The 14,669-nt window shown below is 38.1% G+C and carries 10 protein-coding genes; 7 read left to right on the top strand and 3 right to left on the bottom strand.

Annotated elements, in window-relative coordinates; genetic code table 11:
- Positions 1 to 361: 361 nt before the first annotated feature.
- The gene (locus FHR29_RS08405; RefSeq protein ID WP_183913749.1) at positions 362 to 1,666 is read left to right on the top strand and encodes a Gfo/Idh/MocA family protein; all 1,305 of its coding nucleotides are present in this window, start codon (positions 362 to 364) and stop codon (positions 1,664 to 1,666) included.
- Between the two features lie 389 nt (positions 1,667 to 2,055).
- Positions 2,056 to 2,412 carry a response regulator gene (locus FHR29_RS08400; protein ID WP_132767591.1) on the top strand — a complete coding sequence of 119 codons (357 nt, stop codon included), beginning with the start codon at positions 2,056 to 2,058 and terminating at the stop codon, positions 2,410 to 2,412.
- A gap of 364 nt (positions 2,413 to 2,776) precedes the next feature.
- Here FHR29_RS08400 and FHR29_RS08395 read toward each other — a convergent pair whose 3' ends face one another.
- Positions 2,777 to 3,382, bottom strand: coding sequence for an RNA polymerase sigma factor (locus tag FHR29_RS08395; RefSeq protein WP_021192101.1), 606 nt, complete (start codon positions 3,380 to 3,382; stop codon positions 2,777 to 2,779).
- 206 nt (positions 3,383 to 3,588) lie between these two features.
- On the opposite strand from FHR29_RS08395, the gene FHR29_RS08390 reads away from it, so the two are divergent.
- From FHR29_RS08390 to FHR29_RS08370, 5 genes are all read left to right on the top strand, one after another.
- Positions 3,589 to 4,611: a FecR family protein gene (locus FHR29_RS08390; RefSeq protein WP_183913747.1), complete on the top strand. Its 1,023-nt coding sequence runs from the start codon at positions 3,589 to 3,591 to the stop codon at positions 4,609 to 4,611.
- A 24-nt stretch (positions 4,612 to 4,635) separates the two neighbouring features.
- Entirely contained in the window at positions 4,636 to 7,941 is a 3,306-nt protein-coding gene (locus FHR29_RS08385; RefSeq protein ID WP_183913745.1) for a TonB-dependent receptor, read from the top strand.
- A 78-nt stretch (positions 7,942 to 8,019) separates the two neighbouring features.
- Positions 8,020 to 9,663, top strand: coding sequence for a RagB/SusD family nutrient uptake outer membrane protein (locus FHR29_RS08380; RefSeq protein WP_183913743.1), 1,644 nt, complete (start codon positions 8,020 to 8,022; stop codon positions 9,661 to 9,663).
- Positions 9,664 to 9,686: 23 nt separating this feature from the next.
- Positions 9,687 to 12,398, top strand: coding sequence for a GH116 family glycosyl hydrolase (locus tag FHR29_RS08375; protein ID WP_183913741.1), 2,712 nt, complete (start codon positions 9,687 to 9,689; stop codon positions 12,396 to 12,398).
- Positions 12,395 to 12,961 (top strand): RbsD/FucU domain-containing protein, encoded by a 567-nt coding sequence (locus tag FHR29_RS08370; protein ID WP_183913739.1) that lies wholly within the window; start codon positions 12,395 to 12,397, stop codon positions 12,959 to 12,961. The genes FHR29_RS08375 and FHR29_RS08370 overlap by 4 nt, the downstream gene beginning before the upstream one ends.
- A 147-nt stretch (positions 12,962 to 13,108) precedes the next feature.
- Here FHR29_RS08370 and FHR29_RS08365 read toward each other — a convergent pair whose 3' ends face one another.
- On the bottom strand, positions 13,109 to 13,780 hold the full coding sequence (locus FHR29_RS08365; protein WP_183913736.1) for a DUF6624 domain-containing protein: 672 nt from the start codon (positions 13,778 to 13,780) through the stop codon (positions 13,109 to 13,111).
- A gap of 141 nt (positions 13,781 to 13,921) precedes the next feature.
- Complete coding sequence (locus tag FHR29_RS08360; RefSeq protein ID WP_183913734.1) at positions 13,922 to 14,533, bottom strand: hypothetical protein; 612 nt, start codon at positions 14,531 to 14,533, stop codon at positions 13,922 to 13,924.
- Positions 14,534 to 14,669: the final 136 nt, after the last annotated feature.

The following is a 14,669-nucleotide window of genomic DNA, read 5'->3' as shown; positions in this document are numbered from 1 at the left end:
GTACAATAATCACATTTCAAAGCTTGAAATTCTATTATCAAGCTATCTGAAAATAGCATTTTTATGTGCTCCAGGCCAATTACATCATGGACTATAGAGCTTCATACAGCCATGCATGCAGGATATGGATTCTGTGTGGTTGGTCTTATTGATGTAGCAACTGATAAAGCATTGTTTTTGAGGGTGTAGGAAATGTGGGAAATACAATTGATATATTTCAATTTGCTATTTTTTTTGCTTTTTTGGAATAAAATATGGTTCTTTATGTATTAAATGTCTTTAAGACAAATAAACTAGAATGATGCACACCCTTTGTATTATCGCTCGATCAACCAAATTAACCAACAAATTTTAAACAATTATGACTAACACATCAAGAAGAAAATTTATTAAGAACTCGACAGCTGTCGTTACAATAGCTGGTCTAACTTCTATGTTTCCTAAGCTATATGCTTCAGTGGGTACAACGCAAAAAATTCGTGTTGGTGCCATTGGTATTAACGGTATGGGATGGTCCGATTTGAATGCGATCCTCAAACATCCAGATGTTGTCTGTACAGCACTTTGTGATGTGGACAACAATGTTTTACGGAAGCGGATAAAAGAGCTTGAAGAAAGAGGTATTTCGGTAAAAGGTTTTAACAACTACCGTGATTTATTAAAAAGTAAAGATGTGGATGTCGTGGTTATCGGTACGCCTGATCATTGGCATTGTTTACAGATGATAGAAGCTTGCCAGGCGGGGAAAGATGTTTATGTTGAGAAACCATTGGGTAATTCGATCGCTGAATGCAGGGCGATGGTGGATGCAGTAAAGAAAAGTAAATCCATTGTTCAGGTAGGGCAGTGGCAACGCAGTCAACAACATTTTCGAGATGCAGTAGCATTTGTGCATTCCGGAAAGCTGGGTAAGATCCGCCTGGTAAAAGCTTGGGCATACCAAGGTTGGATGAAAAGTATTCCTGTTAAACCTGATGGGCCGGTTCCAGCAGGTGTGAATTATGACTTGTGGTTGGGTCCTGCAAAGAAACATCCTTTTAATCCGAATAGATTTCATTTTGATTTTAGGTGGTATTGGGATTATGCTGGTGGCTTAATGACAGATTGGGGTGTTCATATGCTTGATTATGCACTGCTAGGAATGAAGGCGACTAAACCGATTTCAATTATGGCATCTGGAGGGAAGTTTGCTTATCCTCAAGATGCAGCCGAAACTCCAGATACGTTAACCACGGTATATGAGTTTGAGGGTTTTAATGTGCAATGGGAGCATGCTACAGGTATTGACGGTGGTCCTTATGGAAAGGATCATGGCGTAGCTTTTATTGGAAACAATGGTACTTTAGTGCTTAACCGAAGCGGTTGGGAGGTCATTCCTGAAAAGGGTCGCATGGATGGCATTGCTTTTCAGCGTTCAGTTGATGACGGTTTGAATCTGCATGCGGTTAATTTTATTGAAGCAGTGAAAAGCAGAGATTCATCGACTTTGAACTGTCCTGTGGAGGATGGGGCTGCAATCGCGATATTTTCGCAAATGGGGAACATTGCCTATCGTACGGGAAAGAAGATTTATTGGAACCAAGAAACCTGGTCTTTTGGTACTGAAGATGCAGATAAATTAATATCGGCATCTTACCATAATGGTTATAAGCTACCTACAATTTAAAATAGTATGATCAATATATTTTTGTAATGCCAGCATACAGTGCTGATAACAGTAAGATGTTGTATGCATTTGAATCTATTAAATGGGGCGCATTGAACATGAAATTAGGGAACAGGTATTTCCGGCTTTAACTAACCCATATTTTTCGATGTGGTAAATAGATTAGAATGTTTATAATTGTTACTTGGCAATAGAACGCGAGATGTTGATGGCTCTATAAAAAAAGTTTTCTAATTATCCTACTAGTGTGTTTATGTTAAACTTTTGTGACATAAATTTAACTATACATTTTATTGATTGTCAATTTGTTATCATGTTTAAAAGGTGTTGATTAGGTCTTTAGAATATTAATTTTATATCTATATATTTGTGTCAAAATTGTTGGAAATATGAAAAAAAAGGTTGTGCTTATTCAGGATGATGAAGATATCCTTGAAATCATGGATGAAGTTTTGACAGATGAAGGCTTTGATGTTACTTCATCATTAACAACCGAACCCATTGAAAATATCGACAAGATCGAACCCGATGTTGTGGTAGTAGATGAGCATATTCGGGGAGGGAAGAAAGGTACGAAAGTGATAGAAGAGTTGAAAAGTGATCCAGAAACAGAGGATTTATCGGCCGTGCTTACTTCAACATCATATGATTTGCCTCAAACAGCAAAAGATTGTAAAGCTGATGATTATATCGAAAAACCGTTTGATCTGGATCATATGGTTGATGTTGTCAAAAATAATTCTTAACGGCGTAAAATTTAAAGTTTGTTCCTGACATCATTTTATATATAGCTGGTTTGAGCGTTTTTTATTGTAAACATATTAATCTGTTGAGATTTAAATAAGTTCAAATGGCTTATGATAGAAGAAGGAGATACAAATAGTATCTCCTTCTTCTATTTCAGGGGTATACTTCAAACTGAAAGGTTTTTATCATTTTTCGATCAAAATAACTTTCTTTATTCTTATTTCTTTAATCGTGTTTTGTTACTAAGTTTGTGGACGTTAGGTAAAATTGTACTGCTAATAAATGGGCAAGGGATGCGATTTTAAAATCTGTATAAACCTTTTACGTTTATTTAATACTATAAGTTCATCGAATTTTAGTAAATCATTTTACGATCTGAAAGTACAATACAATAAGGGAAAAAAGGGAATTTCCTATCTGACCAAGTTGTGCTCTTAATGATTGTATTGCTCTTTGGTGTAGCTTATAAGTACCTTTTATTGAAATTTCCAAAATTTCGGCAATTTCTTCAAATGAAAGCTGTTTCACATATTTTAGGTACAGCATTTCCTTTTGTTTTGAGGTAAGATGACGGAAAGCGTCTTTCAACTGTTTATGAATTTCCAATCGTTCTTCTTCACGAATAATGGTAGATTCTATAGGTAAATCCAATTGAAATGAATAATGCTCTTCGTCAATAGGCTCATGTAGGTACTGTTTGGAGTCGCGCTGACTATTTAGGAGAAGGTTACGCAAGGCCCGGTGCAGATAACTGCGTGGTTGCTTAATATCCTGAAGTGACTTTCTGTTTTCCCATAATTTAAAAAACAGGTTCTGGATGATATCTTTAATAACCTCATGATTGTCTGTAAAGCGTAAACCATACAGAAATAAACTGTTGAAATAATTCTCATAGATCACTTTAAATGATGTACGGTTTCCCGCACAGAAATTATTCCACTCATGATTATCGTGTTCTAGTAGTTTCATTAAAAATAGATGCTTAAGCTTCTTTTATCAGCCAACCAAATATAAGAATTTATATGGTTTCGATCTGTTATCTGATGTGTTGAATTATTTTTGCTTGATAATCAGTGTGATATGTTTTTTTTAATGATTGGGTGGGGTAAAGTTTGAGATCTTGTGTCTTTTAATAGTACGATGTACAAATAGTGAGAAGAACCTAAATGACTTAAATGAAACTACCTGAAGAAGATGAGCTTTTGCATGATTTGTATGAAAATCAGGAATTCTGTAAACTATTAGCACGTTCCGAATTTGTCGAACAAGATGAATGGGAGCAATGGTTTGCCGAACGGCTAACGTATAGACCTGTTTCTTACTTAGCTAGAACTTTGTATGAGCTGCAGTATTTTGAGCAATCCGTGTTTAATGGCGATGCGTATGCATCAGAGGTTTGGTCGGCCGTTGATGACTTTGTTGAATATTCGGATTCACCCGTATCTCGAACTTCATTCTTGAAGCGGATGGTTAGCAGTTGGATTCCATATGCAGCAATGATCTTCGCTATATTATCGCTTTCGCTATGGTTCAATATGCCTTTGGATTATAAATCTGTTGATACTATTGCAATCGTTTCTGCAATTGACCAACGTTCTGTATCACTTCCGGATGGCAGTCGGATCATCTTAAATAAGGGGAGTCAGATTAAATATCGCGAAGATGAACAAGGTAGACATCTTGAGCTTGAGGGAGAAGCTTATCTACATGTTGCAAAAAAATTAAAAGATAAAGTTCGGGTACCGTTTACAGTTAAAGGAGATGGATTTGAGGTGAAAGTTCTTGGAACGCGTTTCAACATGATCAATAATAAACATGTCAAGTTAATTGCTCTGGATGAAGGTCGTGTATCAGTTAATCAGTTTGATAAAAAGGTCATCATGGCACCTGGACAAGTGGTCAAAAGTGAAGGAAATGAATTGAAATTGGTGCCGATTAAAGCGGTTCTCATGAATGCTTGGCATACGGGCGTGTTGCAATTGAATAATACGAGCCTGCATGAAATTGTAACCTGGTTAGAAATCACACAAGGCGTAGATATTGTAAATAATCTACCAAAGGAAATACAGGGCTTCACGATGAGCGGCGAGATTGATGTTCGGGACCAGGAAAATCTTTACCGCTCTATAAGCAGTATTTATAACATTGAAATTGTTAAGGAAAATGACCAAATAATCTTTAAAAAAAATAATCAATAAAACCATAAATCTCAAAATCAAATTATGAACCGCAACTGGACCAAACAATTCGTCTTGATGTGGCCTGGCCTTCTTGTGCTTAGTCCGCATACAGCCCGTGCTGCAGGCATGTTTAGTGAAACGAATATAATCGTCATCAGTGAACAGCTTAATAATAGCGGCAAAGTCAGTACGATGAAGTTAGATGAGCTTTTATCCCTGATTTCAAAACGGGAAAAAATCTATTTTGTATATGCTGATCAGGTGCTTAAAAATCAATCAATAGAAAATTTTGACAGTGCTTCGATAAGATTGAAAGATCTTCATATTTTATTAGCTCGCATAAATCTGAAAGCTGAAAAAATTTCTAGCAATCAGTATATAATAGCGTCAAAAGCAACATCAAAACGGCATATTGTCAATAAAGAGGTTGAGTTGCTTAAAACGTCACAAGAGAAGAAGGTAAAGGGCGTGGTGAAAGATGGTCAAGGAGGCACACTTGCTGGTGTAACGATTAAGAAAATGGATAGTGAAGTTGCGACGCATTCGGATGAATCGGGGACATTCGAAATTAATGCTGCTGAAGGGGATAAATTACAGATTAGTTTCATCGGTTATGAAACACAGGTGGTGACGATTCCTCAGAGTGGAAATCTGACGATTACATTACAGAGTGTTGTTAATAATCTGGACGAAGTTGTTGTTGTGGGATATGGTACACAGAAGAAATCGGATCTTACTGGATCGGTTGGTGTGGTAAATGTTGGAAAAGCATTAAAATCTAAACCCGTCACGAATGTACAGGAGTTGTTGGCTGGAACTGTCCCGGGGCTCAATATAAGTAAAGGAAGTGGAGCAGTCGGTAGTGGTGCTACCATTAATATTCGGGGGACATCCACTATTGGAGGAAGTTCTGGTGCATTGATTTTGATTGATGGTGTGCCAGGAAATATCAATACGCTCAATCCTAATGATATCGAAAGTGTTTCTGTATTGAAAGACGCCGCTTCGGCGTCGATATATGGTTCTCGCGCTGCAAATGGGGTGATCCTGATTACGACCAAAAGTGGTCAGGAGATGGATAAATTAAGGATAGAACTGAATAGTTCAGTAGGTATACAATCGCCACAATTTCAGATTGATTTTGTAGGCTCGGAAGATTTTATGAAGCTGTGGGATCAAGCTTTGGCTAATGATGGTAAGACACCTCTTTATGGCCAGAAAGGATTGGAAGATCTTAAAAATGGAAAATATGCAGATGTAAAATGGTACGAAGAGATTTATAAACGTAATACTTTGATCACCAATAACTATCTGGCTTTTTCCGGGAATACAGAAAAAATGAAATATAGATTTTCGGCATCGCACGATTATCAGAATGGTACGCTACCGAATAATAATTACAACCGTGTGATCCTTAAGCCCGATATGACATTTAAACTTTCGGATAAATTAACTGCGCGAGCTAATATTCAATATACAGAAACTTATATCAATACACCCCAGGGAGGGGTTGAATCTTGGCAGAGTCAAGCTACGCGTATAGCACCGATTAATTTTATCAAAAATTCATTTGGTCAGTATGGAACAGGTTCTGCAATTGCGAATAATCCAATTGCGGGTGTACAGGAAGCTGGTTATAATAAACAAAAGTATAAGGAGCTGATGGGCATTTTTGAAGTGGTATTTAGACCGATTCAAGATCTCGAGTTTAATGGGAATTTTTCACGTTATACCTATGATAATTGGAGTAAAGATCGGGTCTTGACTTATAATCTTTACAATGATAAGGGGGAGGTCGCTTCTGTGCAAAATAGAACAACAGGCTTGACGGAAGGAGTGAGTAATAACTACCGAAATATGCTCCAATTTACAATAGATTATAACAAGAAAGTTGGTGATCATTCCATCAAATTGTTAGGTGGATTTTCACAGGAATATTTTAATACATCAGAATTTTCCGCATTTAGAGAGAATCTCCCTTTTGGAGAAGTCGATGTGCTTAACAGTGGTAGTCAAATAAATATGAGATCTGCAGGACAGGCTAAAGATGTAGCCATTCAATCGTTATTTGGACGTTTAAATTATGATTATAAAGGTCGCTATCTTTTGCAGGCAAATATAAGAGGTGATGGTTCATCACGATTTGCAAAAGGTTATCGTTGGGGTATTTTTCCCTCTTTTTCAGCCGGATGGAATATCCATCAGGAAGATTTTTTTCATTGGGATTTAATTTCCTCTTTAAAATTAAGAGGTTCTTGGGGAATATTGGGTGATGCAGAAAAGGTGGGTAACTATGCAACTGCTGCTGTGTTGGCCTATGAGCCTGCGATGTACGGGTTTAATGGTTTGGTTGTTCCGGGGGCATGGAACAATGTGTCGATCAATCCCAATATCAGTTGGGAAGAATCGAAACAGACTAATTTTGGTCTGGATCTGGGAATCGCCAAGACAATCAATTTCAGTATTGATTATTTTATAAATAATAGGGATAAGATCTTGTATGCTCCTCCAGTACCTTCAGAATTTGGTTTAACAGGACCGTTAGACAACCTGTTGAAACTGAAGAGCTCTGGTTTAGAAGTTTTGGTTGGATACAAGGATCACAAAAATGATTGGAACTGGGCCGTGGACTTTAATACTTCTTTTTCCAAGAATAAAGTCCGGGATTTAGCAGGAACAGGACCTTGGATTGGTTCCTCAACCTATACCGAGGTCGGGCATACCTTCAATCTTCCTTATGGATATCAAGCTATCGGACTATTTCAATCTGAAGATGAAATTCAGAACAGCGCATCGCAGGGAACAAATGTTTTTCCAGGGAACATCCGTTATCAAGATCAAAATCATGATGGCGTAATCAATGGGGAGGATCGTGTGATTTTGCGGGACAAGCCCAGTATTCGATTTGGTATGAATATCAGTTTGGGATGGAGAAATCTGGATATGATGGCTAATTTTTATGGAATACTACAAAATGTACGTTACATCAGCGGTTATGAAGGCTGGGCATTTTTTCTAACACAGAATGCAAGGCCTATGCATCTGGATAATTGGACAACAACGAATACCGATGCGAGTTATCCAAGATTGTCCTTACAAAATACTTCTAACGATCAGCAGTATTCTGACTATTGGTTAAGAAAGGCCGACTATCTCAAGATTCAGAATGTGCAGGTGGGATATACGTTTCCGAAACGTCTTATGGATAATTGGAAACTCAACGGACTTCGGTTATTTCTGTCGGGACAGAATCTGGCAACGATCACTGCATATCCTGGGTTTGATCCAGAGGGAAGTTATTATCCTCTATCCAGAACGTTTTCATTTGGTGTTAATCTTAACTTTTAAAAAAGGATGAAATGCTTGTCCGTATAACATGAAAACAAGTACTGCAGGCTGTTTCATTGCCTTTAAAAATATACTATCATGAAATTTAATTTTATAAGCAAAATAATAATCTGTGCATCTATTCCGGTGCTTTTTAGCAACTGTGAAAAGTTTTTGGATAGAGATCCATTATCTGAGGCTGCAGAAAAAAACTTTTGGAAAACAGAAAATGATGCCCTGGTGGGGCTTAATGCAGTATATACAGCATTACCTGGAGAACGGGACTTTTGGCGTGATTGTCAAAGCGATAATTCTGTTATGACCAATGCTTGGGGTGAAGGTGGCCTCGGGTATATCAGTATGGGTAATCATAATGCGGCGACTGCTTACGTTCAGGAGGAGTGGAGATATGATGATATTCGGAAATGTCTTTATTATTTGCAACAGTTAAGTAAAATGTCTTTTACGCAAGATCTAAAAAATAGACTTGAAGCGGAGGCGCGGTTTATTTTAGCATTGCGTTATTTTAGAATGGTGCAACATTACGGCAATATCCCCTTGATCAAAGATGAACCGATCAATCTTGATGAAAGTGCATTACCGCGGACAGATAAAAACCTGGTGTTGGACTATGCTCTTGAAAATGTGGTTTATGCTATCGATCATTTACCAGAACATTATACTGGAGCAAACTTGGGAAGAATCAACAAGGGGGCAGCCTACATGTTAAAAGCAAATATCTATTTACATCAAGCCAGTATCAAACAATATCATGAAGGAGCTGCAGATCCACAGTTGTGGAAACAGGCCTATGAGGCGGCATCCGAAGTTTTAAAAATGGGATATGGTTTAGTCGACGATTATGCGGAGGTGTTTAAGCAGGCCAACAATCTCAATACGACTGAAGTAATCTTGGCAAGACAGTACGTGGAAGATAAAATAACCCATATGTTACCAGTACTGGCTTCTCCGGCAGGAACGGGGATAACAGGAAATGGTTGGGCAAGTTTTTGTCCGACCCGCGAACTGGTTGATTCTTATCTCTGTACCGATGGTAAAGACATTCGCAGTTCCAATTTATATGATCCGGCAAAACCTTGGGAAAATAGGGATAAAAGGTTGAAAAAAACATTTATGTTACCGGGTGAACCTGTATTGCGTCCAAATGGCAAATATGCGGCTTACCAACCTCACCCAGCTTACAATATGGGTGAAAAAATCAACAGTGAGGGCGGGGGAATTACGGGGTATATGTACCTGAAGTTTAACGAACCGGAGTATGTTAAAACAGATGCTGGTTTTGCCAATTGGCCTATTTATCGCTATGCTGAAACCTTACTGATCATTGCTGAGTCATTGAATGAGTTTAAACCTGGTGATCTGCAGATCAAAACCATGATTGATCACATTAGAAAGAGGGCAGGCCTACCTTTGTTAAGCAATAGTGATTTGTCAGATCAGGCTGTTATGCGTAAATTGATTCGGGAAGAAAGACGGCATGAGTTTGTTGCAGAACATAAGCGATATTTTGACATATTACGCTGGAGAATTGCGGAAGATGTACTGAATAAAAATGCAGAGGGTATCAACAGTAATCAGAATGATCTGATCGGTGACTGGACTAAACCGAGATTTCTTGCCCAAAACCGAAAATTTGAAAAGAGTAAACATTACCTATGGCCAGTGCCACAGAGTTCAATTGACAAAAATAAAAACCTACTGCCTCAGAACCCAGGATGGTAATAAGGCATGATAAACCGTAAATAATGAACAGAAGAAATTTTTTAAGGAATTCAAGTTTAATCAGCTTGGGTGTTTTGACGACACAGTTTCCGGCATGGTCCCGCAGTATTTTTGCATGGGAACAACCAATTCATAATATTGAAGCCGATAAGGCTATAGATCCCCAATGGCTAGCTTCACTATATGAGCGTGGAGAAAAAATCAAGTACTTTAAAAGTAAAAATGAGCTCAAATATATCGGTATGCCTATTGGAGGACTTCATACTGGTACTGTGTATATCGGGGGGGACGGCCGGTTGTGGCTGTGGCAGATTTACAACGAATCTTACGATGGTATGAAGGAAGGTGTAGAACCGAAAATAGTGCTATGGAACAACGGTAAAGAACAGGTTCGGATTCGTCCAAGAGATGGTTCTGCTTATATTGAGCCGGCTATTGCAGATAATCTACGCGTACTGGAACAGGGATTTGCAATCTCTGTGTATTATAAGGGTAGGCAGTTGATAAAAGAACTCCGCGAAAACCATTGGGACGAAATTGTATTTGAACCCTCGTACCCGACATGTACAGTAACTTACAGTAGTGCTGATTTTCCGGTTGATGTAAAGCTTACGGCTTATTCTCCTTTTATTCCGTTGGATATCGAAAATTCTTCACTGCCTATGACTACGCTGCATGTTGAAGTCGTTAATAAAACTGATCAACCATTGGATGTACTGATTAGTGGCTGGCTAGAAAATGGGGTTCATAAGAATAGAAAAGACTTTTCATCGGTCCGTAAAGTGTCGGTTTCGAAAAATCTTATTGATGGGAAAGCGTTATTTTTCGAATGTCAACAGGTTCCGGAGAAAGATCTTATAGCCAGTGATTATGGTTCTATGGCCATATCGTGCCAGCACAGTGATGCGATTGCTGTAGCACAAATTAAAGAATGGCCTATAAACCCTGCTGATCTAATCAGTGAAGCAGGGTCTAGCAATATCGGTTTTAATGAGTTGCAGGTGGGGAGTCTTACTGTTAAAAGAAAGATACCTGCTACTACAAAGGTTAAAATCTCTTATGCGATAAGTTGGTATTTTAACAATGTTCATCCTAAGCTGAAGGAAAGAATTAAAGATGCGCAGAACGGTTATTGGTACGGAACAAAGTTTAGTAATGCTTATCATGTACTGGAATATTATAATCAGGAGAGAAATAAACTGGACGAAAACACATTATTATGGGCTGATACGTGGAATGACTCGACGCTTCCGTACTGGTTCCTGGACCGCACTTTTGTTAATATCGGAACTTTGGCTACAGCCAATACGTATCGGTTCGCAACGGGCCGTTTTTGGGGCTGGGAAGGTATCGGTGCATGTGCAGGAACCTGCACACACGTCTGGCAGTACGGACAGGCCATGGGACGTATATTTCCTGAGCTGGAGCGTAATCTGCGTGAGGTCACGGATCTTGACATTGCCTTTAAACCAGAGACTGGGGCGATTATTTTTAGAGCCGAATATGAAAGCCGTCCTGCTATAGATGGGCAGGCAGGTGTTGTACTTCGTTTTTACCGGGATCATCAGATGTCTAGCGACAATGTTTTTTTGAAGAGAAATTGGGCTAATTTAAAAAAAGCGATCCAGTTTATCATTGATCAAGACAAGAACGGTGACGGTATGACCGATACACCTATGGAAAATACGCTCGATGCGGTCTGGGAAGGTGAGATATCATGGATTGTAGGTCTTTGTTTGGCTGCTGTACAAGCTGGAGGGGCAATGGCTACGGAAATGGGAGACAGGAGTTTTGCAAAATTGTGCTACGATTATGTCAAGAAAGGCTCCGTGAATATGGATAAAGACCTCTTTAATGGTGATTATTATATTCATCGTCCCAATACAGAATCTGGCCGTAAAAATCTGGGTTCTTACAACACTTGCCATATTGATCAGGTGTATGGACAGGCATGGACTTTTCAATTGGGGATGCCCCGTATCAATGATCAAAAACAGACATTGGCGGCTTTACGTGCTTTATGGAAGTACAACTTTACAATGGATGTAGGTCCTTATATCAAAACGCATTTGAATGGTCGTCCCTATGCTCTAGCCGGAGAGGGAGGGATGGTGATGAATACCAACCCTAAAAATGAAGCGAAAGCTTATGGCGAAAATGAAACCTGGCAATTGGGTTATTTTCATGAATGTATGAGCGGATTTGAACATCAGGTAGCCGCGCATATGATGGCAGAAGGTATGGTGGAGGAGAGCTTAGTTTTGACCCGGGTCATTCATGACCGTTACCATGCTGCAAAGCGGAATCCATTTAATGAAATAGAATGTAGTGATCATTATGCCCGTGCCATGGCAAGCTATGGTACATTTGTGAATGCTTGTGGATATGCGTATCATGGTCCTAATAAATACTTGGCTTTTGCACCGAAGGTATTGCCAGAAAAGTTCAAAAGCCCTTTCACAACAGCAGAAGCATGGGGAAGTTATGAACAGATTCAACAAGATACTGAACAGACAAGTCAGCTGTCTGTCGCTTATGGAAATTTACAGTTGCAGAAGTTTTCGATAGGTAAGGTTAGAGATGAGCCTGTAAAAAAGGATCGACTGAAAGCAGTTCTAAATAATAAACCCCTAAAATTGTCGAGAGTAGAGGACGCTTCGGGTACGTTAACAGTAACATTTCAGAAAGAACTGCAACTGAACAAGGGGGATTTACTTCAGATTACCTGGTCATGATAAGAAGATTGAGAACTATAATGGTATTGCTGCTGATACTTTCTTTAGTCGCTTGTCAACCCGCCAGTGTTCAGCAAAAGGGAAGCGTAAACAATAAGGATTGGCAACAAAGGTTAGAAGAGCAGCTGCCTTTGTTGGGACATCGGAACTGGATTTTGATTGTTGATAAGGCCTACCCAGCACCTAATAATTCGGATATTGTGATGATCAATACTGGAGCAGAAATGATGGATGTGCTGCGCGAAATGGACAGTATATTTCAGATGCAAGCTCATATCAAACCGATCATTTATCAGGATGCAGAACTCAATTATCTGGATGAGGGTTTAGTAAAAGGTGTAGATAAGTATAAAAAGGAGGTTAAAGCCCTCTGTAGTAAATATACTGTTCAGGATATTCCACACGAAGCGATATTCAAAAAAATAGATGAGGCATCAAAACTGTTTAAAGTGATTGTTCTTAAGACGGAATCATTACAACCTTACACCTCGGTATTTATAGAGCTTGACTGTGGCTACTGGGATGCTAAACGGGAGGACTCATTAAGGTCACGTATTCGCTAAATATTTAAGTTTTTTTTATCAATTAATAATTCTAAAAACTTAATTGATAAAAGCCACTTCTTTATAAAGAAGTGGCTTTTGTGTGCTCAACTGAACTTAATCTTATTAGGAAAAATGCAGTTCTTCATGAACCTGAGGATTTCGGGGTTACTGTTTCATTATTTTTATAGCTTCTTTTATCTCAGGTAAATCCGTATTGTACTTTTCTATATTCCATCCAGGTACATATTCTACCATGGGTGGAAGTCCCATAGCAGCTCTTCTTTTGTCAAGATTATGAATGTCCATAATTGGATAAATAAAATTTTTCTTAGTCTTTTTGTCGGTGAATCCCTGACTTCCGTACGGCTGTTCTTGGCCTTTTCGGACGGCAATTCTATCTTTTAAGATGGCCAAATTACTAGAAAAGGTTTTACCGTTCTTTTCAGCCTCCTCGACTATTGGTAGATACTTTTCCTGAATAGTTAAATTTGCATGCTGAATAACTAAAAATAGACCTTGACTGGCAAACATACCGATGTCCTGTGGTCCCATCCAGCCATCATGGTCAAGTATTTTTGTAACTGTTATCAGATTGAGCGAATCGGCAATTCGAATATTATTGGATGCAATGGCTAATTCATTTTTATCGGCACCATTTCTAGTAAGTTGTATATACTGTTTTCGATATTCTTGATCTTTAAAGAAGATCGAATCCAATTCCAATGCTACCTCTTTTTTGAATTTGGTGCTGTCAATGTTAAATGAAGTCACCTGTGCATATGAATTTGAAAACCCTAAAATGTAACTTGCTAAAAGTAATATTATTTTTTTGTCCATATATATGTTTATTTTAATTGATCAAATGAGCTTTTTACATTTATGTTGGGATGGTGATCGTTTCAATTTATGCATTTCTGTCAAAAATGATATTTTTATTGATGATTTTTATGCCATAGGTCAATAGTTCGCAGTACTGATTTAGGACTCAATCTGAAGTGCAAGTATTGTTTTTCCATTATTTGATCTGTAGACTAAAATGCTGGAAAGAACTAAATCTGCTATATCATGCCCCCAAATTCCGTATTTACCATCTGTTTCATTTCGATTGTACATGGTCGTTCTTTTCTCTAATGGAACCGTTTTCACCGTAGCACTATTTTCTTCTTCCTCATAGAGCATGTAATATTGTTTACTGATTGCATGTAATAATTGTTCTCTGGTAAAACCCTTTTCTGATGTTATCGTGAACTTATATTCCTTGTTCAAGGGATAGTCTATAAGTATTTCTACTGAAGAGTTGTTCAGTACAATTTCATCCTTATTATGAAGATTGGCCATGTCAGCATCGGGTTTTTCTAATTGTATCCAAGGAATGAAACCATCTTCATAATCATTTACATTATCTGTTTTTACTTGAAAATCAATCGTGTAAATCAGGTCTCCAAGTGTTGAATAGTCTTTGTTTAATGATAACTGTTCTTTTTTCTCTATGATTTCTGCTGGATCTTTAGGGTTAATTGCATGATGTCCATGACAGCTGAAGAATACAACAAGTGAAATAATATAGAGTAAGTTCTTATAGTTAAACATGTTACTTGATATATAATAGGTATTATAAGCTATATAAATATAGCAATTGATTTCTTTAAAAATCACAAGACCATGAAATTAAGTTTGTAATTGTAGTGGAGTTAAAAACAGCAGCTTGTCAATGGTTGTATCTCAA

This window comes from Sphingobacterium sp. JUb56 (assembly GCF_014191365.1).
In the GTDB taxonomy this organism is placed as follows: domain Bacteria; phylum Bacteroidota; class Bacteroidia; order Sphingobacteriales; family Sphingobacteriaceae; genus Sphingobacterium; species Sphingobacterium anhuiense.
The sequence above is the reverse complement of the archived record's forward strand: the minus strand, read 5'-3'. Positions and strand labels throughout refer to the sequence as shown.

Coding starts and splice junctions, on each gene's coding strand:
- FHR29_RS08360 (WP_183913734.1), bottom strand. CDS start 14,533: ATGTTTAACTATAAGAACTTACTCTATATTATTTCACTTGTTGTATTC.
- FHR29_RS08395 (WP_021192101.1), bottom strand. CDS start 3,382: ATGAAACTACTAGAACACGATAATCATGAGTGGAATAATTTCTGTGCG.
- FHR29_RS08405 (WP_183913749.1), top strand. CDS start 362: ATGACTAACACATCAAGAAGAAAATTTATTAAGAACTCGACAGCTGTC.
- FHR29_RS08375 (WP_183913741.1), top strand. CDS start 9,687: ATGAACAGAAGAAATTTTTTAAGGAATTCAAGTTTAATCAGCTTGGGT.
- FHR29_RS08380 (WP_183913743.1), top strand. CDS start 8,020: ATGAAATTTAATTTTATAAGCAAAATAATAATCTGTGCATCTATTCCG.
- FHR29_RS08385 (WP_183913745.1), top strand. CDS start 4,636: ATGAACCGCAACTGGACCAAACAATTCGTCTTGATGTGGCCTGGCCTT.
- FHR29_RS08365 (WP_183913736.1), bottom strand. CDS start 13,780: ATGGACAAAAAAATAATATTACTTTTAGCAAGTTACATTTTAGGGTTT.
- FHR29_RS08390 (WP_183913747.1), top strand. CDS start 3,589: ATGAAACTACCTGAAGAAGATGAGCTTTTGCATGATTTGTATGAAAAT.
- FHR29_RS08370 (WP_183913739.1), top strand. CDS start 12,395: ATGATAAGAAGATTGAGAACTATAATGGTATTGCTGCTGATACTTTCT.
- FHR29_RS08400 (WP_132767591.1), top strand. CDS start 2,056: ATGAAAAAAAAGGTTGTGCTTATTCAGGATGATGAAGATATCCTTGAA.